This is a genomic window from Streptomyces sp. NBC_00299 (assembly GCF_036173045.1).
Lineage (GTDB): Bacteria > Actinomycetota > Actinomycetes > Streptomycetales > Streptomycetaceae > Streptomyces > Streptomyces machairae.
This window is the reverse complement of sequence record NZ_CP108039.1, coordinates 6,404,814-6,422,309: the sequence shown is the minus strand read 5'-3', so window position 1 is coordinate 6,422,309 and position 17,496 is coordinate 6,404,814. Positions and strand designations below refer to the sequence as shown.

Genomic DNA, 17,496 nt, shown 5'->3' with positions numbered 1-17,496 from the left:
GCCCGCCCTTACGTCAAGGAACCTCACCCCGGCTGCGTGCGTTGGCGTACGCCGTCGCCGCGCGCAGCCGCTCGGCGGGGGTGGCCGTGCGTACGGCGCCCGGCTCGGCGTCCCACTCCTTCCCGCCCCCGTACGGTCTCAGCTGAACGTACGGCCCCTCATGTCCCATCACGACGCCGATCCTCCCCCTGCGTGTGTCCACGACGTACGACCCGATCGGTGGCTTCACCGCAACACCGCCGCGAGGCGCTGCGCGGTCTCGACCGAACACCGGCCCAATTCGACGAGCGGGCAAGGGGCTTCACGCGCAAGACTCGCCGGATCGATCCGGAGTGTCGGAAGCGTAATTCCTGCCTTCTCCAGCACCGCCCGCAATTCCTTCACTGCTTCCTCCGCTTCTTCGACGCAGCGCGCCGAGTGTCGTGCCGACACCTTGCTCCCCTCCCATTTGGGTTTCACGCATTTCATCTCCATGGTGACCTGCGACGCCTACACTCGGCAGGAGTCTGTGCCCTACAAGTGCAGGGCAGTACAAGGGGGTTGGCCATGGCCAATGGTTCGAGGCAGGCGGCCTGGGAGTTCTTCGGTGCGGAGTTGAAACGGCGAAGGGAGGACGCCGGGCTCACCCAGGTGGAGTTAGGGGCTCGGGTATTTGTCTCCGGCGGATACATCGGCCAATTCGAACAGGCCATTCGGAAGCCTCAGCGGGATGTCGCGCAGCGGATTGACGAGGCCCTGCAAACCGACGGTATTTTCGAGCGCCTTTGGCGAAAGCTCATCAAGGAGCAGCCGTATACGGAGTACTTCGCGCATGCGGCGGAGTTGGAGCGGCTGGCGACAGAGATCTGCGAGTTCGCACCGGCGGTGGTTCCGGGTCTTCTTCAGACGCGCGAGTACGCACGGGCGATGTTCCTCGCCAACAAGCCGCTGGCTGCCGATGAGTACATCGAGGAGCTGATCAGCGGGCGCATGGTGCGGACCCAGCTCCTCAAGGACGCTACACGGCCCGTGTATTGGGCCGTTCTCCACGAGACCGTCCTGCGCGTTCCGGTCGGTGGCCCAACCGTCATGGCTCACCAGCTGGACCACATCGCGAGGCTGATGCGGGAGCGCAAGGTGGTGTTGCAGGTACTGCCGTTCGCGGCAGGAGCACACCCGGACATGGGGAAGATGATGTGGCTCATGGAGTTCGAGGACGCCCCGCCAACTGTCTATACAGAAGGCGTGCTTTCGGGCAGCCTGCTGGACGAACCAGCTGTGGTGAAGCGGGCGCGGGCGTCATACGATCTGATGAGGGCTGCCGCGTTGTCGCCGGAGGCGTCCCTCGCCCTGGTCGAGTCGGCGGCGGAGGACTTCAGACGATGCGCGAGTACGACCTGACGAACGCTCGCTGGCGCAAGAGCAGCTACAGCGGAGGCAACGGCGGAGAGGCCTGTGTCGAGGTCGCCGACGGAGTCACCGGCGTCGTCCCCGTCCGAGACACCAAACTCGCCTCGGACAGCCCCGTACTCCTCATCCCCGCCCACGCCTGGCGTGGGTTCCTCACGTCTCTGCGGTGACCCGCGGCGTCGTCTGCTGACGCTCCGCCTCAGCCCACAGCTCGGTGAACTGGGTGACGTGGTCCTCGATATGGTCCGGCTCGGCGTTCAGCAACGTGCTGTCCGGGTTGTTCTCCTGGTCCGGCTTGGTCTCGTGGCAGAGTTCGCCGTCGAAGACGATGAAGTCGCTCACCCTGGGGTTGGACTCCATCAGCGACCGCACCGCGATGCGCGCATCGATACCCCGCCTGCGATGGTTGTCGCACAGTGCTCTGAGTTCCGGCGTGACCTCGTCCTCGGTCCGCACGATGAACAGGCGCCGGATCTCCACGCCCCGCCTCTTGATCGCCTTCTCCTGCGCCGTGAGATACCGCTCGGCGGGCCCGCTGCGCCAGAACTCCCGGTCCACCGACGTGCTGGTGGCGTCGAGGGTCATCTTGACGCAGTCGGTGATGTCGATCAGCCACTCGTGGTTCTCGCCGGGGCAGTCCGCGCTGCCGCTGCCGAGACCTTCCATCATCTTGGCGAGCCGGCCCAGTTCCTTCTCGGCGAAGGCCTGCATGATGTCGCCGCCCTGCTCACGGACCTTGGTGTAGCCGAGGACCAGGCGGGTCACCTCGTCGGAGCGCAGCACCGAACCGTCGACCTGGCTGAACAGCGTCGTCGCGGCGAGGATCTCGTTGAAGCGCCGGTCGACCTTCTCGAACCGCTCCCCGAAGTCGATCAGGTACTGCACGATCAGGGCCGCGCTGCCGATGACGATGGACGCCACCCACTGCCAGATGTTCCCGTCGTCCTCACTGAGGATGCTGGTCAGCAGGAAGGCCCCGCCCGCCGCCCCGGCGGTGATCAGGATCCGCCAGAACATCTTGGGCATGCGCGGTTCCTGGCGCGGTACCACTTGCCCGTTGCCACCTGCTCCTAACGATGACGCTCCGCCCATTGCTCTTCCCCCGTCGGGTATCTGGTTCCGGTACCGCCCCTCAGCGCGTGCTGAGCGCCTGGTGGGGCACCGCCACGGCCTGGAGGGCCAGTCGATCTCTGATGCGCCGGCTCAGGTTCTCCCACTGACGGGAGAATCCCGGTTTCTCTTCGAGCACGTCCCACAGGTGACCCAGCGCGGGGTCCACGTGTGCGCGCGGCATCCACAGATGCAGCAGATGAACCACGACCGGATGCAGCGCCTCGACCACCGAGGGTCCGTCTATGGCGCCGATCCGGTTGTTGTCCAGCATGTGCTGAACGGTCGTCAAAAGCCAGTCGTGCAGGGCGAGATCCTCGCACAGACCGGCCGCGGCGGAGGCCGGGACGTCCTCCGGAAGCAGTAGCTCCACGGTCCGCAGCCCGCCCTCGGCGACGGTGAAGTTCGCCAGGGAAGCCCGCTCACCGGCCGGGATCCGCCGCGCGACCCAACGCAGCCGCGTCGGGCTGGACTTGAAGGGCACCCGGCGGTCCAGCAGCGCGTGGCGGCGGAGCTGGGCGAGCAGGCCCTCGGAGATCATCCCGAGGTCGAGTTCGCCACGCCCTGCGCCCCGCAACACGCCTTCCGCTGTGGCCTGTTGGGGCAGCTTGCCGAACGGCTCGACCAGGCCGGGTCGTACGAGGTACTGCCCCCAGGGGCGCCGTATGTCGGGGCCGGCGGCCGGGAGGCTGAAGTACGCGGTCGACTGGAGCAGCCGGCCCTCGGTCAGCGCCGCGCGGGCGGCCACCGTACCGACGCCCCGGACCTTGCTGCCGTTGGCGGCGGGCAGCCGGCAGTCCACGCCGGTCAGGACCTCGGGCGACAGGACGTACATGCTGGGCCGTTCCGAGACCCGGACGTGGACGTCGGCGCGCAGCCTGAGCAGCTGGGCGGCGGCCCGGGCGTCGAGCGCCTGGAACGACGGCAGCAGACAGGTGCGCACCTCACCGCAGGCGAGGACCGAACGCGCCGGTTGTCCGGTGGCCGCCGTCATCTCAGGTCTCCTCGGGCCGGGAGGAGTCGCCGGGCTCCTCGTAGAAGACGTACGTGGCACGCTGTGCGACCGCCGCCGGGACCGCCATCCCCTCGTCGGCGGACCGCTTGGCGACCTGCTGGAGCGCGCCCGCGTCGACGTCCGTCTGGTCGAGGATGAGCCGCACGGCGTCCTCGACGGCGAGGAAGCGGTTCGGCATGAGGGTGCAGGTGCGGTAGGCGCTGAAGGCCGCCTTGGTGTCGGTGAGCTTGACCAGCGGCGGCAGCCGGTCCCAGTCGTGCGGGAAGTCCTCGCCCTGCCAGTCCTTGGCCTCCAGCACGGGCTCACCGAGGTGCCGTAAGAGCCCCAGCCGGGCCAGTTGCCACACGGCGGCCAGGAAAGGGCAGGACCACAGCCGCTTGCCGTCCTTCTCGGACCACAGCTCGACGTCCATGAAGACGGAGTGGTTGCGGGCGGCGGTCTCCTGGGGCGGCTCCCAGCCCTTGACCGCGCCCAGGGCGCTGCGGGACGTCGAGGGGGTGCGCTGGCCGTTGGCGAGCCAGCCGGTCTGGCTGACCGGCGGGCGGGAGCCGTAGCTGCCGGGTGGCGGCGACTCGACGAGGCGGTGCATGACGGACTCGGCGAGCTCGATCCGGTCGGCGACCGCGCAGGCCGACTCGCGGGCGAGGTAGTCGATGACGAGGCCGGCCCTCTCGGCCTCCTTCAGCACCATCGGGATCAGCTCGGCCGGGGTGGAGAAGCGGGTGAAGTAGTCGTCGATCAGGAAGCAGGTGCTGATGCGGGGCCGCTTGCTGCGGCGGGCGGCCGAGGCGCGCACCGCGTCCGCCCACACCCGTACCTCCGCGAAGTGCTCGCCCAGCCGCTTGGGGCCCGCCTCGAAGTCCTCCATGTAGAGGTGGCCCAGCTCCAGGGAGAGGTGGGACAGCGGCACGGACTGGGTGCGCAGCTCGGCGGTGGTCTCCTGGAACACGGCTTCGCTCACGCCTGCTCCCAGTACTTGTCGTCGGTCAGACGGCCGGCGAGCCGGCTCAGTGCCTGCCAGGTCTCCTGGTTGGCGATCTGGCTGTCGAGCACGTCCTCGTCGGTGATGAGCTGCTCACGCCATTGCAGAACCGGTTCGAGCGGCACCGAGCCGAGGACCTGGCTGTAGCCGATGCCGTGCGTGGAGGCGAGCTGCTTGAGGTCGCCGTCGGTCTTGCGCATCCACGCCGACTGCGTGGGCGAGACCTGCGACCACAGCGGCGATTCGGGGTCGGGTACGGCCGCCCGTACGAAGCGGATCGCGTTGCGGAGCGTCTCCTCGTTGTGGCCCCGGTCGGCGCCGCCCGCGACGATGCCGCGCTTGCCGAAGACGAGGCTCGCGGCGGCCTCGACATGCTGGCGGGTCCAGCGGTGGAAGACCAGCCAGCGGGCCGTGACCTCGCTCATCTCGGGCTGTGCGGTGGCCTCGAGGACCATGTCGACGGCGTAGGAGCGGCCGGCGCTGAGGTCGACGACGACCAGGTCGAACTCGTAGTACAGGTTCATCAGCAGGTCGACGCAGCGGCGCAGATTGTCGTCGCTGGTCGCGAACTCGCCGCCGCTGACATCGCCGGGCATCAGGACCAGCCGGCCGCAGCCGGGCGGCGGGAAGCGCAGCACCTGGTGCTCGGTCTCGGCCCAGACGTCGATCCGGGCCGGTTCGCTGACCTCCCCTATCAGGTAGGCGTGCAGTCCGCGGTCCTCGGTGGCCTGGCGGGCGTCGCCCACGTCGAAGACGGCCGCCGCGGTCGGCGAGCCGAAGTCGAAGTCCAGATAGCAGACGTCGTCCCCGGCCATCGCCCGGTGATAGGCGAGGTTGGCGCTCGTGACGGAGCGCCCGGTGCCTCCTTTGTCGGAGGCGGCGAAGATCAGCACCGTGTCACACTCCCCGGTCCGCGGCTTCGCGGGCCCGGGCGAGCGAGTCGAGCTGTCCCAGCACGTCGAGCGTCAACGCGTAGGCCGTACCCGGCTGTTCGTCCACGAGGCTGCGGGCTCGGCGCAACTTGACCTCGATGTTCCGCAGTTCCATTCCGTGCCGGCCGGAGTCCGTGGGCGCCGGTTCCATCTGTTCGTTGCCGAGCAGGTGGGCGGACTCACTGAGCAACGCCCTTGCCAGCTCGGTCAGTTCGAGGCTGCGGATCGGGGGCTGCCGGTACATGTCGTGGGCCTGGACCATCACCTCGGTGACCCGCTCGGTGATGCTCCACGACACCGGCACGCGCCGCTTCTGGATCTCCGCCTGGGGATACGCGGCGTGGACGTTGTCCCAGAGGCCGACGCCTTCGCCGTCGCGGATGCGGCGCGACCACATGTGGTCGAAGATGTCCTCGGCCAGCCTGAGCAGCCGGTCGTGCGAGGCGAGGCTGCGCGACAGCGTGCACAGCTGGACGGTCCGCTTCAGCAGCTGTGCCGAGAAGTCGGTCATCGACCAGGTCATGGGCGGCCCGAGCCGCTCGCTGCCCTGCAACGGCAGGGCGACGCCCAGGTTGTGCAGCTCCTCGACCATGGGGTCGTCGCGCGTCATCCGGCTGGTGATACGGCCGCGCTCGGCGAGGCGCTCCATGATGCCGACGGTACGGGTCAGGTCGTCGTCGGTGGCCCGGCGCCGCATCAGGTCGTGCACGAGGATGGCGGCGACGGACAGGGAGAAGTACTCGGACTCCAGCTTCTGTCCCGTCGTACGCCAGGGAATGTCCTCCAGGGGCCAGCGGTCGTCGTCGAAGCGGGCGATGCGGGACCAGTACTGCTGGGTCAGCTCCCACCGCAGCCGCAGCGCCTCGGCGAGCTTCTGCTGCTCGGTGTTGAGCAGGCCGAGGGTGAGGGTGCGGTCGGAGAACAGGTCCTGGATGCCGTCGAGGGCGACCACGGTGAAGTACAGGTACGGCACCGCGTTGGCGACGCCCTCGGGCTGCGGTCCGATGGGTTCGTCGGTCTCGACCTCGGGAGCGTCCTTGACCATGCTCCACGCCCAGCCGCACTCGAAGAGCTGGTTCTCGTCCTTGAGGCCTTCCTGGACGTCGATGCCGAGGAACACGCTCTCGTTGATCGCCGCGCGCAGCGAACGGAAACGGTTCTGGAACTTGCTGAGCACCTGCCGCTGCGACAGCCGTCCCTGGCCGAGGAGTTCACAGAGCGTACGGCCCTGGGAGGCGTCGACGTCGAAGACGTTGACGGTGAAGGAGCGCAGCAGGCTCACCATGGCGGCGGTGAGCCGGTTGCTGGTGGCCAGGCGCAGCTCGGCGATGGTCTCCTTGACGTCACTGCGCCGGGTCCTGGTCTCGTAGATCTTGAGGAAGCCCAGTGTGGCGAGGCACAGGGTGATCGACATGGAGAACGAGTCGACGACGCCGAGTTGGCGTTGTTCCTCGGTGACTTCCCTGGCCTTGTCGGCGGACCCGAAGTAGTAACCCCCGGCGAAGGTCGGCCTCTTGTCCTCGCCGGTGTGCGCCCGCATGAAGTCGGCCATGGCGGTGACGAGGTTGGCCGGGACCTCCAGCCGTCCGCCGGCCCGCTTCAGGACCTGCTGGACGTCCTCCTGTGTGGTGTCCGGGTCGTCCAGCCGGAAGGCGGGGATCTCGGTGGCCGGGTACAACAGGCAGAGGAGCCGCTCGGCGTCGGCCACGCTGCTCTCGTTGCCCCACTCGCCCCACTCCCACTCTCCCCCGTCGAAAGAGTGGCGGGCTACCGCCTGCCAGATGTCCAGCAGATGCTGGCGTGGCTTGATCTGCATTCCCTGCCCCTCACACAGACCGCACTGCCATCACTAGAGGAATATCTCTGTGCTGTTGTGAAGCTCCACCGATCAGCCGATCGGAATGAGCGCGTCCGAATTTCGCCAGCCGTAGGCGACGATCATTCCCGAATATCCGGGGCGCACCTCGGCCGCGGATTCGAGTCGCTGAACCTTGAAGTCGCCCGCGAATGCCTCAAGGCTCGCGCGCACCTCGGATTCTCCCACGTCACAGGCCGGGAAGAAATGCTCACCGGCGTGATAGCCCCTGGAATGCTCCATGAAGGCGGCCGCGAAGGGGGCGCCGGGGGCGAGGGCCCGCATGAAACGCTCGACGCCGAGCGAGAACTCCTGGTGGGACGTGGTCATCGACTCGGCGACGAAGAACATGGTCCCCATGGACCACCGGCGCTCGTACCGCGCCAGGTCGAAGAGGTCGCCCTGCTCCACGGAGACGACCTTGCGGAATCTCTCACGCGGGTCCGCGCCAAGGGAGTTGTACGCCTCGTGCTCGCACAGGGTCTCCCAGAACTGGTCCCAGTTCCGGTCGTAGGACTCGGCCTGGCGGGAGAGGTACCGGACGTTGGACGGCGAGCGTTCGAAGAGGGTGATCTCCTCGCACCACGGCATCATGGCGAGTGCGGGATAGAGATTGGCGCCGGCGCCTACGTCGATACCGGAAACCGGGCCGAAGCCCTGCTTCCGGAAATGATCGCCGAAATGATCCCGGATCATGTGCAGGATCTCCGCGTCCTCTGCCTGTAAGTCGCGGTAGTTGTGATCAACGTAGGCGATCGGGTCGAACGCCGCCCAGCGCACATCTTTGTTCTTCAACTGGACGTCCCCCGACGATCTCTGGGTCATTCACTCACGGTACCAAAGGAAGGCGCACTGGGAGCGCGTCGAGGCATAAGCATCTCGCACTCTTGAACCACGGGATTGCCCTGCTCAAGATGGGCGGATCTCGAACCGAGCGCCTGAAACGGCAGGCAACGGGTGCTCACCCGCATGAGTGACTCCAATCCATCACATAGGGGGCAGTCGATGGCCATGCCGGAGGAACGTTTCCCTGCTCTGGGCCGCCGCTCCGACCAGGCGCTCTTCGCCGGCAGCAGCGATCGGCCACTGACGACGCGAGGAGTCACCGAGGCGGACCTGCCCGAGCTCCTGCGGGTGGACCGGGAGGTGTTCCCCGAGGAGCCGTACCCCTACTTCGTACTGCGCCAGCACTTCGACGTCCACGGCGACCGCATCCTCGTCCTCGACGACGGGGACTGCCTGCACGGCTACGTCCTCTTCGTCACCACCTCCGACGGCTATGTGTGCTGGGTCCTGAGCCTGGCCGTCAGCGCCGACCAGCGCGGCCGGGGGCTGGGCAAACGGCTGATGCTGGAGGTGCTGCGGCAGTTGCGCCGGGAGCGGGTGCACGAGGTGCGGCTGACCGTGGAGCCGGCGAACGCGGCGGCGATCATGCTGTACCGGACCCTGGGGTTCGCGGCCGAGGGCGGGGTGCGCAGGGACTATCTGGGGCCCGGGGAGGACCGGCTCATCATGGTGCTGGGGCTGGCCTAGTGGTCGTATGGGGGTAATCCCCAGGGGAGATACGGGAGGTAATCCCCAGGAAGGATACGGGAGTTGCCCGGATGTCACGCTGCGTGAAGGTCCGTCAAGCTGCTGTGCATGAAGCAGATCGCGAAGAGTGCCGCCCTGATCGCCGCCGCCTCCGGAGTCGTCTTCGGGCTCGTCACCCCTCTGACCGCGTCCGCCGCCGGCTCGCCCGCGTCGCTGAAGTGGACCAAGTGCGAGGGCGAGGGGCTCGATCCGCGCCAGCAGTGCGCGACCCTCGCCGTCCCGATGGACTACTCCGACCCCGGCGGCCCGAAGATCGACATCGCCGTCTCCCGTATCCGGAGCGAGAACCCGGCCGCCCGCCGGGGCGCGCTGCTGATGATCCCCGGCGGGCCCGGCGGGGACAGCCTGGGCCACCCCTCGGACAAGGGGAAGCTGATGCCGCAGGAGGTGCGGGACGCCTACGACCTGATCGGGTTCGCGCCGCGCGGCAACGCGCCGTCCACCCCGGTCAGTTGTGACGTCGACGACGTCGACCTGACCGTGGACAGGCGGCTGCCCTGGCCCGCCCCCGACGGCTCCGTCACCGAGAACCTGGCGATGGCCCGGCGCCTGGGAGACGCCTGCGCCCGCAACGGCGGCGAGCTGATCAAGCACATCAGCACGCTCAACAACGCCCGGGACGTCGACAGCATCCGGGCCGCCCTCGGCGAGCGCAAGCTGTCCGCCTGGGGCGTCTCCTACGGCACCTACATCGGCGCCGCCTACACCGAGCTGTTCCCGCAGCGCACCGACCGGATCGTGCTGGACAGCAGCGACAACCCCGACCCCGTGGCGGCGGAGCGCGCCTGGCTCCGGGCGTTCGAGGTGGGCGTCGAGGACAACTTCCCCGAGTTCGCCAAGTGGGCCTCCCGGCCCGGCAACCCGGACCGTGTCGCCACCACCCCGGCCAAGGTGCGCTCGCGCTTCCTCGCCCTCGCCGCCCGCCTGGACCGCGAGCCGATGCCCTGGCCGGGCGCCGACCCGGCGGAGCTGAGCGGCAACGTGCTGCGGGCGACCATGCTGAACAGCCTCTACGACCCCGACGACTACCCGGTCCTGGCGAAGCTGATGCCGGCCGCCGAGAAGGGCACGCTGCCGCCGGCGCCGCCGAGCCCGCCGCAGACGGCGCTGCAGAACTACATGGCGGTCGGCGCCGGGACGATCTGCAACGACGCCGCGTGGCCCGAGTCGCCGGCCGTGTACGAGAAGGGCGTGGCCGAGAGCCGGGCGAAGTACCCGCTCACCGCGGGCATGCCGCGCAACGCCCTGCCGTGCACCGCGTGGCCGTGGCAGCCGAGGGAGGCACCGCTGCGGGTGACGGACCGCGGGCCGTCCAACGTCCTGATGCTCCAGAACGAACGGGACGTGGCCACGCCGCTGAGCGGCGCCCTGAAGCTGCGGGAGGCCTACGGCCGGCGGGCCGTCATGGTGGTCAACGACTCCACCGGCCATGACGCGTACCTGAACAACGGCACCGCGTGCGGTGACGCCGCCGTCTCCCGCTACCTGGTGACGGGCGAGCGTCCGGCCCGGGACATGTACTGCAAGTAGGTCAGCGTTCGGCGAGGGGGGCCGGGGCCTCCTGGACCGCCCAGCCGTTGCCGTCGGGGTCCTGGAAGAACAGGAACGAGGTCCATTTCACCTCGCCCCGGCCCTCCGCCCAGCCGGACGCGCCCACATGCATCACCGGCGTCACGTCGATCCCGCGCTCCACCAGCTCCGCCCTTGCCGCCTCGATGTCCGTGACACAGAGCTGAAGGCCCCGGAGCGAGCCGGGCGCCATCCGGGACTGGCCCGGGGCGTCCGGCATTCCGGCCTCCAGCACGATGGAGCAGCGGGATCCGGGCGGGGTGAGCTGGATGAAGCGTGCGCCGTCGAAGAACGGCGCGTCGATGTCGACGTTGAAACCGCACTGGTCCTTGTAGAAACTCTTGGCCCGGTCCAGGTCCGTGACCGGCACACCGATCAGCTCAAGGGTCCAATCCATACACGCGCACCTCCTCAGCCATGGTCACCCCGGCGACCGCTCCCCGCCCGTCGGCCGTACTGCCGGGCCACCGCGTGGAACGCCTCCTTCGGTTCCCAGTGCCAGTTGGAGGAGGGGTCGTCGGGGCGGTCCTTGATGGCCTTGGTGATGCCGTAGCTCGCCAGGTCGAGGTCGTAGCGCGGGTTGTCGGGGCGGTGCGGGGCGTCCGCGGTGACGAACTCGAAGGCCATCGCCGCGTACAGGCCCATCGACTCGAAGACCTCCAGCAGATCGACCAGGTAGGCGGCCTGGGTGCGCTCGCTGCGCACCGGGTCGCCCTTGATCTCGTTGGGCTCCTTCGTGTAGTCGACGATGTCCCAGCCCATGCCGCCCGCCTCGGGCGCCCCGACGTACGCGCACGTGCCGAACTCGGTGATGGCCAGGGGCTTGCCCCAGCGCAGGTAGCGGCGCAGCTCGCGGACGTAGTCGGCCGGTTGGCGGAAGTACGAGTAGTAGTCGATGCCGACGACGTCGAAGAGGTTCCAGTCGACTGGTTCGAAGTCCTCGTCCTGGGCGGCGGCGTAGCTGAGCCGGCCGTGGAAGACGGAGCGGCCGACGGCGGCGGCCTTCGCGGTGAAGCGGGCCAGGCGGCGCTGCATCTTCGCCATGTCGACGTTGCCCTTCTGGAGGTTGTCGACGCGCTCCAGGACCGTCGCGCCGGGGATGATCCCCGGCACGAACAGCCAGAACTCGCAGCCCACGCTGAAGTCGACGCTCGCGCCCTGCCGGCGCAGCCGCTCCGCGAACCGGCCGCACTCGGCGATGCTGTCCAGGATCTCCCGCTCCGGCACATCGCCGAGGGTCGGCTGGAGCCAGACGTGCAGCCCGCGTTCGGCGGCCTCGGCGGCCGTGGCGGTGAGGCGCTCGACGCCGTCGCCGGTCACGTCGATGGTGTCGGCGTGCAGGTCGTCGCGGATCACCCGGACGTCCCTGCGCATCCGGGCGGCGCTCCACGCAGTGCCGGGTGCCTCGCCGGCGCCGACGGTGTAGACGACGCCCCGGTGCTTCAGTCCGCGGCGCTCGTGCCCTCGCCCGGTCGCCGCTGCCCGCCCGGCGGGCAGTACCGCCCCCGCCAGCCCGACGGCCGCCGCACCGGCCAGAAACCGTGCCCTGCTGATCCCCTTGGTGTTCTCCATACGGCCACTGTGGCGAGCACGGGCCGGGCGCGCCGTCGGCCGATGGTCTACGGCGTCGCAACCAAGGGATGACGGGCGGCGTCGGTCAATGAAGAGATCGTCGACGACCCACGAGCGAAGGAGAGCACGATCCGAGTCTCCGCCCACTCCCCGATGACCCGACGCACCCTCCTCACGGCCGGCACCGCCGCCACCGCGGGCGCCCTGCTCGCGAGCACCCCCGCACACGCCACCGGCGGCACCGAGGTGACCGGCCGCCTGCGCGCGCTGGAGCGGCAACACGGCGCCCGCCTGGGCGTGTTCGGGCACAACCTCGCCACCAGGCGCACCGTCCGGTACCGCGCCGACGAGCTCTTCCCGATGTGCTCGGTGTTCAAGACCCTGTCGTCCGCGGCCGTCGTGCGCGACCTCGACCGCGACGGCGAGTTCCTGCGCCACCGCATCCACTACACGGAGGCCGACCTGCCGAAGGAGGGCTCCGACAAGACCAGGGAGAACCTCGCCACAGGCATGACGGTCGCCGAACTGTGCGAGGTCGCCATCACCTACAGCGACAATGGCGCCGCCAACCTTCTCCTACGCGAACTCGGCGGCCCCACCGCCGTCACCCGCTTCGCCCGCTCCCTCGGCGATCCGGTGACGCGCCTCGACCGCTGGGAGCCGGAGCTGAACTCGGCCGAGCCGTGGCGGGTCACGGACACCACGAGCCCCCGCGCGATCGGCCGGACCTACGCCCGCCTGGTCCTCGGCGACGACGCCCTGAACCGCGCCGACCGCGAGCTCCTCACGCACTGGCTGCTGAGCAACACGACCAGCGGCAAACGCTTCCGCGCGGGTCTGCCCCCGACCTGGACGATCGCGGACAAGACGGGGTCGGGTTCCTACGGCACCACCAACAACGTCGGCCTGGCCTGGACCCCCGACGGCACCCCGCTCGTCCTCGCCGTCCTGTCCACGAAGCCCGCCCAGGACGCCGCGTGGGACGACGCCCTGGTGGCGGAGACGGCCAGGCTGCTGGCGGAGGCGCTCACCTGAGTCGCCGCGCTGGTCCGTGTGACGGGCCGGGGGTGCCGCACCGGTGCGGCACCCCCGGCCCGTCAGGACGCCTGCGGCTGCGCCGAGCTGCCGACCGGTGCCTTACCGGCGACCGCCGCCGCCCGGCTGAACGGCACTTCCCGGTTCCGCAGCGGCCTGGTCACCTGTTTCGCCACGCACGACGGAATCCCCGCCGTCTCGTCCACCGCCTGCCGCCGGTAGGCGCTGGGCGTCATGCCGACCAGCTCCGTGAAACGCGTGCTGAAGGTGCCCAGCGACGAACAGCCGACCGCGAAGCACACCTCGGTGACACTGAGGTCGCCGCGGCGCAGCAACGCCATCGCGCGCTCGATCCGCCGCGTCATCAGGTAGCCGTACGGGGACTCGCCATAGGCGAGCTTGAACTCGCGGCTGAGGTGCCCGGCCGACATGTGCACGCCGCGCGCGAGCGCCTCGACGTCCAGCGGCTGGGCGTACTCCCGGTCCATCCGGTCGCGGACCCGGCGCAGCAGCGCGAGGTTCCGCAGTCGCTGTTCCTCGGACGTCGAGTTGGATCGCACACCCGCATTCTCGCGGGCCAGGTCCCGGCCCGTCCAGAAGCACATCGCGGGTCAGCCGCCGACGTAGGCCGCGAGGTGCTCGCCCGTGAGGGTCGAGCCGTCGGCGACGAGGTCGGCGGGGGTGCCCTCGAAGACGATCCGGCCACCGTCGTGACCGGCGCCGGGGCCGAGGTCGATGATCCAGTCGGCGTGGGCCATGACGGCCTGGTGGTGCTCGATGACGATGACCGACTTGCCGGAGTCGACGAGCCGGTCGAGCAGGCCGAGCAGCTGCTGGACGTCGGCGAGGTGGAGGCCGGTGGTCGGCTCGTCGAGGACGTAGACGCCGCCCTTGTCCCCCATGTGCGTGGCCAGCTTCAGCCGCTGGCGCTCACCGCCGGACAGCGTGGTCAGCGGCTGGCCGAGGGTGAGGTAGCCGAGGCCGACGTCCGCCATCCGCTCGACGATCTTGTGCGCGGCGGGGATCCGCGCCTCGCCGGCGCGGAAGAACTCCTCGGCCTCGGTCACCGACATCGCGAGCACCTCGCTGATGTCCCGGCCGCCGAGGTGGTACTCCAGTACCGACGCGTCGAACCGCTTGCCCTCGCAGTCCTCGCAGGTGGTGGCGACGCTCTGCATGATCGCCAGATCGGTGTAGATGACACCGGCGCCGTTGCAGGTGGGACAGGCGCCCTCGGAGTTGGCGCTGAACAGGGCCGGCTTCACACCGTTGGCCTTGGCGAAGGCCTTGCGGATCGGGTCCGCCAGGCCGGTGTACGTCGCCGGGTTGCTGCGCCTGGAGCCGCGGATCGGGGTCTGGTCGACCGACACCACGCCCTCGTCGGAGGGGATCGAGCCGTGCACGAGCGAGCTCTTGCCGGAGCCGGCGACGCCGGTGACGACGGTCAGCACGCCGAGCGGGATGTCGACGTCGACGTCCTGGAGGTTGTTCGCGCCGGCGCCGCGGATCGCGAGCGTGCCGGTGGCCTTGCGGACCGTGTCCTTCAGGGTGGCCCGGTCGTCGAGGTGCCGCCCGGTGACGGTGTCGCTCTTGCGCAGCCCCTCCAGCGTGCCCTCGAAGCACACGGTGCCGCCTGCCGTGCCGGCGCCGGGGCCGAGGTCGACGACGTGGTCGGCGATGGCGATCGTCTCCGGCTTGTGCTCGACGACGAGCACGGTGTTGCCCTTGTCCCGCAGCCGCAGGAGCAGGTTGTTCATGCGCTGGATGTCGTGCGGGTGCAGGCCGATGGTGGGCTCGTCGAAGACGTACGTGACGTCGGTGAGCGAGGAGCCGAGGTGGCGGATCATCTTGGTGCGCTGCGCCTCGCCGCCGGAGAGGGTGCCGGAGGCGCGGTCGAGCGAGAGGTAGCCGAGGCCGATCTCCACGAAGGAGTCCAGGGTGTGGCGGAGCTTGGCGAGCAGCGGCGCAACCGACGGCTCCTTGAGCCCGCGGGCCCATTCGGCCAGGTCACGGATCTCCATGGCGCAGGCGTCGGCGATGTTGATCTTGCCGATCTTCGAGGAGCGGGCCAGCTCGCTGAGCCGGGTGCCGTCGCAGTCGGGGCAGCGGGCGAAGGTGACCGCCCGGTCCACGAAGGCCCGGATGTGCGGCTGCATCGACTCGCGGTCCTTGGACAGGAAGGTCTTCTGGAGCTTCGGGATCAGCCCTTCGTAGGTGAGGTTGACCCCGTTGATCTTGACCTTGGTCGGCTCGCGGTAGAGGAAGTCGTGCCGCTCCTTCTTGGTGTACTTCCGGATCGGCTTCTCCTTGTCGAAGAATCCCGACTCGGCGATGACCCGGACGACCCAGCCGTCCCCGGTGTAGGTGGGGATGGTGAAGGGGTCCTCGGAGAGCGACTTCGAGTCGTCGAACAGCTGCGTGAGGTCGATGTCGGAGACCTTGCCCCGGCCCTCGCAGTGCGTGCACATGCCGCCGGTGCGGCTGAAGCTGACCTTCTCGGTCTTCGTCTTGTCGGCACCCCGGTCGATGGTGAACCCGCCGCTTGCGGAGACCGAGGCGACGTTGAAGGAGTACGCGGCGGGCGGGCCGATGTGCGGTTTGCCGAGCCGGCTGAAGAGGATGCGCAGCATCGCGTTGGCGTCGGTGGCGGTGCCGACGGTGGATCGGGGGTCGGAGCCCATGCGCTGCTGGTCGACGGTGATCGCTGTGGTCAGCCCGTCGAGGACGTCGACCTCGGGCCTCGCGTTGTTGGGCATGAAGCCCTGGAGGAACGCGCTGTAGGTCTCGTTGATCAGCCGCTGCGACTCGGCGGCGATCGTGTCGAACACCAGCGAGCTCTTGCCGGAGCCGGAGACGCCGGTGAACACCGTCAGGCGGCGCTTCGGGATCTCGATGCTGACGTCCTTGAGGTTGTTCTCGCGCGCTCCGTGCACGCGGATCAGGTCGTGGCTGTCGGCAACGTGCGGCTCGGTCATCTGAGGTCTCCATCTGCAACTCGGTCGGGAACGCTGCCGGCAAGGGCGGGAGGCAGGGGCAAGGGCAGGGGGTGGGGGCGGGCCGGGCGGGCCGGGCCTCAGCCCCGCTCCTGGATACGGATCAGGTTGCCCGCCGGGTCGCGGAACGCGCAGTCGCGGATGCCGTACGGCTGGTCGGTCGGCTCCTGGACGACCTCTGCGCCGCTGGCCTGCACCTTCTCGAACGTGTCGTCGACGTTCGCGGTGGCCAGCAGGATCCAGGCGTAGGTGCCCTTGGCCATCATCTCGGCGATCACGCGGCGCTCGTCCTCGGTGATCCCGGGGTCGGCGGTGGGGGGTGCGAGGAGGATGGACGTACCGGGCTGGCCCGCGGGACCGACCGTGATCCAGCGCATCTTGTCCTGACCGACGTCGGTACGGACCTCGAAGCCGAGCGCGTCCCGGTAGAAGGCGAGGGAGGCCTCGGGGTCGTCGTGCGGGAGAAAACTGGCGTGAATGCTGATGTCCATGGCGGTCACGCTAGCCGCGCACGGTTGCGAACGCTTCTCGATTCCTGACCGGGCAGGATGATTTTCATCGAGCCCGGCAATCCAGCCCGTCCGGCGTTTCAGCCGGCCTCCCGCGACTCCTGTCCCGCCCGCGCCGCGATCCCCCGGAAATGCACCGCCATCGCCCGCTGCGCCCCCTCCACATCACGGGCCCGCAGCGCCGTCACGATGTCCCGGTGCCGGCCGGCCGTGAGGTCGGGTGAGGGATCGTCGGGCCTGCCCCGGGCGCCGGACACCCGCCGGAAGACCGTCCAGAACGCGGCAAGCAACTGCGGCACGAGGTCATTGCCGAGAGACGCGTACAGCAGCTCATGGAATTCGCGGTCGAGGTCGGGAAAGGCCCGCCCCGCCCGCCCGGCCGCCTCCATCCGCCCAACGACCGCATCCAGCCGATCCAACTCGGCGTCCGTCACCGTCGCCGCGACCCGCCGGATCAGCCCCTCCTCCAGCACCTCCCGCACCTGAAGGATCTCGGCCAGCGCCGCCGAGTCGTCGTGGTCGTGCCGGGCGAGCGTCCGGAACGTCAGCCCGTCGATCAGCGGAGTGAGCGAGGCCTGGCCGACATACGTCCCGTAGCCGTGCCGGATCTCCACGATGTCGAGGGCCTGGAGCGCCTTGAGCGCCTCACGGACGGAGTTGCGGCTGACGCAGAGGTCCTCCATCAGCTCCGCCTCCGTGGGCAGCAGCGCGCCCGCCTGGAGCCTGCGGTCGATGATCAGCTGCATGACCTGCCGCTGGATCCGGCTGTTCCTGGACTCCTCGGACGTACGGCTGTTCCTGGGCTGCCCGGGCATGCGGCGCATCGTACGCGCACCCGGACGTCCCACGTCCCATGTCTGCCCGAACGGCCCCTGACGGGGGGTCAACTCGCGCCATTTCACAGCGCCATTGGTCCGACCTGTGGCAGATGCGCCATTCGTG

The 17,496-nt window shown here is 69.4% G+C and carries 19 protein-coding genes; 5 read left to right on the top strand and 14 right to left on the bottom strand.

Features of this window, described 5'->3' with window-relative positions:
- Nucleotides 1-13: 13 nt before the first annotated feature.
- Together OHT51_RS28550 and OHT51_RS28545 are read right to left on the bottom strand one after the other, a co-directional pair.
- Nucleotides 14-229, bottom strand: a complete 216-nt coding sequence (locus tag OHT51_RS28550; RefSeq protein ID WP_328427765.1) for a hypothetical protein — start codon at nucleotides 227-229, stop codon at nucleotides 14-16.
- On the bottom strand, nucleotides 226-459 hold the full coding sequence (locus OHT51_RS28545) for a hypothetical protein (protein WP_391395076.1): 234 nt from the start codon (nucleotides 457-459) through the stop codon (nucleotides 226-228). The genes OHT51_RS28550 and OHT51_RS28545 overlap by 4 nt, the downstream gene beginning before the upstream one ends.
- A gap of 87 nt (nucleotides 460-546) precedes the next feature.
- Between OHT51_RS28545 and OHT51_RS28540 the strand changes: the two genes are divergently transcribed.
- Together OHT51_RS28540 and OHT51_RS28535 are read left to right on the top strand one after the other, a co-directional pair.
- A complete protein-coding gene (locus tag OHT51_RS28540) occupies nucleotides 547-1,380 on the top strand; it encodes a helix-turn-helix domain-containing protein (protein ID WP_328881770.1) in 834 nt (277 codons plus the stop codon).
- Nucleotides 1,362-1,559 carry a DUF397 domain-containing protein gene (locus tag OHT51_RS28535; protein ID WP_328881769.1) on the top strand — a complete coding sequence of 66 codons (198 nt, stop codon included), beginning with the start codon at nucleotides 1,362-1,364 and terminating at the stop codon, nucleotides 1,557-1,559. The genes OHT51_RS28540 and OHT51_RS28535 overlap by 19 nt, the downstream gene beginning before the upstream one ends.
- On the opposite strand, the gene OHT51_RS28530 is transcribed toward OHT51_RS28535, so the two are convergent.
- From OHT51_RS28530 to OHT51_RS28505, 6 genes are all read right to left on the bottom strand, one after another.
- Complete coding sequence (locus tag OHT51_RS28530) at nucleotides 1,543-2,415, bottom strand: DUF6879 family protein (RefSeq protein WP_328881768.1); 873 nt, start codon at nucleotides 2,413-2,415, stop codon at nucleotides 1,543-1,545. The two genes, OHT51_RS28535 and OHT51_RS28530, sit on opposite strands and share 17 nt — an antisense overlap.
- 106 nt (nucleotides 2,416-2,521) lie before the next feature.
- Nucleotides 2,522-3,493, bottom strand: a complete 972-nt coding sequence (locus OHT51_RS28525) for an SCO2521 family protein (protein ID WP_328881767.1) — start codon at nucleotides 3,491-3,493, stop codon at nucleotides 2,522-2,524.
- 1 nt (nucleotide 3,494) lies between these two features.
- Entirely contained in the window at nucleotides 3,495-4,475 is a 981-nt protein-coding gene (locus OHT51_RS28520) for an SCO2522 family protein (RefSeq protein WP_328881766.1), read from the bottom strand.
- The gene (locus OHT51_RS28515; RefSeq protein ID WP_328881765.1) at nucleotides 4,472-5,389 is read right to left on the bottom strand and encodes an SCO2523 family variant P-loop protein; all 918 of its coding nucleotides are present in this window, start codon (nucleotides 5,387-5,389) and stop codon (nucleotides 4,472-4,474) included. Before OHT51_RS28515 ends, OHT51_RS28520 begins: the two co-directional genes overlap by 4 nt.
- A gap of 4 nt (nucleotides 5,390-5,393) precedes the next feature.
- Nucleotides 5,394-7,244 carry an SCO2524 family protein gene (locus tag OHT51_RS28510; protein ID WP_328881764.1) on the bottom strand — a complete coding sequence of 617 codons (1,851 nt, stop codon included), beginning with the start codon at nucleotides 7,242-7,244 and terminating at the stop codon, nucleotides 5,394-5,396.
- 72 nt (nucleotides 7,245-7,316) lie between these two features.
- Nucleotides 7,317-8,108 (bottom strand): SCO2525 family SAM-dependent methyltransferase, encoded by a 792-nt coding sequence (locus tag OHT51_RS28505; RefSeq protein WP_328881763.1) that lies wholly within the window; start codon nucleotides 8,106-8,108, stop codon nucleotides 7,317-7,319.
- A gap of 180 nt (nucleotides 8,109-8,288) precedes the next feature.
- Between OHT51_RS28505 and OHT51_RS28500 the strand changes: the two genes are divergently transcribed.
- Nucleotides 8,289-8,816 carry a GNAT family N-acetyltransferase gene (locus tag OHT51_RS28500; RefSeq protein ID WP_328881762.1) on the top strand — a complete coding sequence of 176 codons (528 nt, stop codon included), beginning with the start codon at nucleotides 8,289-8,291 and terminating at the stop codon, nucleotides 8,814-8,816.
- A gap of 108 nt (nucleotides 8,817-8,924) precedes the next feature.
- Complete coding sequence (locus OHT51_RS28495) at nucleotides 8,925-10,406, top strand: alpha/beta hydrolase (protein ID WP_328881761.1); 1,482 nt, start codon at nucleotides 8,925-8,927, stop codon at nucleotides 10,404-10,406.
- Between the two features lies 1 nt (nucleotide 10,407).
- On the opposite strand, the gene OHT51_RS28490 is transcribed toward OHT51_RS28495, so the two are convergent.
- Nucleotides 10,408-10,842 carry a VOC family protein gene (locus tag OHT51_RS28490; protein WP_328881760.1) on the bottom strand — a complete coding sequence of 145 codons (435 nt, stop codon included), beginning with the start codon at nucleotides 10,840-10,842 and terminating at the stop codon, nucleotides 10,408-10,410.
- Between the two features lie 14 nt (nucleotides 10,843-10,856).
- The gene (locus tag OHT51_RS28485) at nucleotides 10,857-12,017 is read right to left on the bottom strand and encodes an abortive phage infection protein (protein ID WP_328881759.1); all 1,161 of its coding nucleotides are present in this window, start codon (nucleotides 12,015-12,017) and stop codon (nucleotides 10,857-10,859) included.
- 153 nt (nucleotides 12,018-12,170) lie between these two features.
- Between OHT51_RS28485 and bla the strand changes: the two genes are divergently transcribed.
- Nucleotides 12,171-13,052 carry a class A beta-lactamase gene (bla, locus tag OHT51_RS28480; protein WP_328881758.1) on the top strand — a complete coding sequence of 294 codons (882 nt, stop codon included), beginning with the start codon at nucleotides 12,171-12,173 and terminating at the stop codon, nucleotides 13,050-13,052.
- A gap of 62 nt (nucleotides 13,053-13,114) precedes the next feature.
- On the opposite strand, the gene OHT51_RS28475 is transcribed toward bla, so the two are convergent.
- The 4 genes from OHT51_RS28475 to OHT51_RS28460 all read right to left on the bottom strand — a co-directional run bounded on the left by OHT51_RS28475 (nucleotide 13,115) and on the right by OHT51_RS28460 (nucleotide 17,378).
- Complete coding sequence (locus OHT51_RS28475) at nucleotides 13,115-13,540, bottom strand: helix-turn-helix transcriptional regulator (protein WP_328884466.1); 426 nt, start codon at nucleotides 13,538-13,540, stop codon at nucleotides 13,115-13,117.
- A gap of 123 nt (nucleotides 13,541-13,663) precedes the next feature.
- A complete protein-coding gene (locus tag OHT51_RS28470; protein WP_328881757.1) occupies nucleotides 13,664-16,027 on the bottom strand; it encodes an excinuclease ABC subunit UvrA in 2,364 nt (787 codons plus the stop codon).
- 98 nt (nucleotides 16,028-16,125) lie between these two features.
- A complete protein-coding gene (locus OHT51_RS28465) occupies nucleotides 16,126-16,536 on the bottom strand; it encodes a VOC family protein (RefSeq protein WP_328881756.1) in 411 nt (136 codons plus the stop codon).
- A gap of 98 nt (nucleotides 16,537-16,634) precedes the next feature.
- Nucleotides 16,635-17,378, bottom strand: coding sequence for a FadR/GntR family transcriptional regulator (locus OHT51_RS28460; protein WP_443052584.1), 744 nt, complete (start codon nucleotides 17,376-17,378; stop codon nucleotides 16,635-16,637).
- Between the last annotated feature and the right edge of the window lie 118 nt (nucleotides 17,379-17,496).

What these genes read in the sequence shown, in the direction of transcription:
- OHT51_RS28540 (WP_328881770.1), top strand. Translation starts at nt 547, where the DNA reads ATGGCCAATGGTTCGAGGCAGGCGGCCTGGGAGTTCTTCGGTGCGGAG.
- OHT51_RS28535 (WP_328881769.1), top strand. Translation starts at nt 1,362, where the DNA reads ATGCGCGAGTACGACCTGACGAACGCTCGCTGGCGCAAGAGCAGCTAC.
- OHT51_RS28530 (WP_328881768.1), bottom strand. Translation starts at nt 2,415, where the DNA reads ATGCCCAAGATGTTCTGGCGGATCCTGATCACCGCCGGGGCGGCGGGC.
- OHT51_RS28525 (WP_328881767.1), bottom strand. Translation starts at nt 3,493, where the DNA reads ATGACGGCGGCCACCGGACAACCGGCGCGTTCGGTCCTCGCCTGCGGT.
- OHT51_RS28510 (WP_328881764.1), bottom strand. Translation starts at nt 7,244, where the DNA reads ATGCAGATCAAGCCACGCCAGCATCTGCTGGACATCTGGCAGGCGGTA.
- OHT51_RS28505 (WP_328881763.1), bottom strand. Translation starts at nt 8,108, where the DNA reads ATGACCCAGAGATCGTCGGGGGACGTCCAGTTGAAGAACAAAGATGTG.
- OHT51_RS28500 (WP_328881762.1), top strand. Translation starts at nt 8,289, where the DNA reads ATGGCCATGCCGGAGGAACGTTTCCCTGCTCTGGGCCGCCGCTCCGAC.
- OHT51_RS28495 (WP_328881761.1), top strand. Translation starts at nt 8,925, where the DNA reads ATGAAGCAGATCGCGAAGAGTGCCGCCCTGATCGCCGCCGCCTCCGGA.
- OHT51_RS28490 (WP_328881760.1), bottom strand. Translation starts at nt 10,842, where the DNA reads ATGGATTGGACCCTTGAGCTGATCGGTGTGCCGGTCACGGACCTGGAC.
- OHT51_RS28485 (WP_328881759.1), bottom strand. Translation starts at nt 12,017, where the DNA reads ATGGAGAACACCAAGGGGATCAGCAGGGCACGGTTTCTGGCCGGTGCG.
- bla (WP_328881758.1), top strand. Translation starts at nt 12,171, where the DNA reads ATGACCCGACGCACCCTCCTCACGGCCGGCACCGCCGCCACCGCGGGC.
- OHT51_RS28475 (WP_328884466.1), bottom strand. Translation starts at nt 13,540, where the DNA reads ATGGACCGGGAGTACGCCCAGCCGCTGGACGTCGAGGCGCTCGCGCGC.
- OHT51_RS28470 (WP_328881757.1), bottom strand. Translation starts at nt 16,027, where the DNA reads ATGACCGAGCCGCACGTTGCCGACAGCCACGACCTGATCCGCGTGCAC.
- OHT51_RS28465 (WP_328881756.1), bottom strand. Translation starts at nt 16,536, where the DNA reads ATGGACATCAGCATTCACGCCAGTTTTCTCCCGCACGACGACCCCGAG.
- OHT51_RS28460 (WP_443052584.1), bottom strand. Translation starts at nt 17,378, where the DNA reads ATGCGCCGCATGCCCGGGCAGCCCAGGAACAGCCGTACGTCCGAGGAG.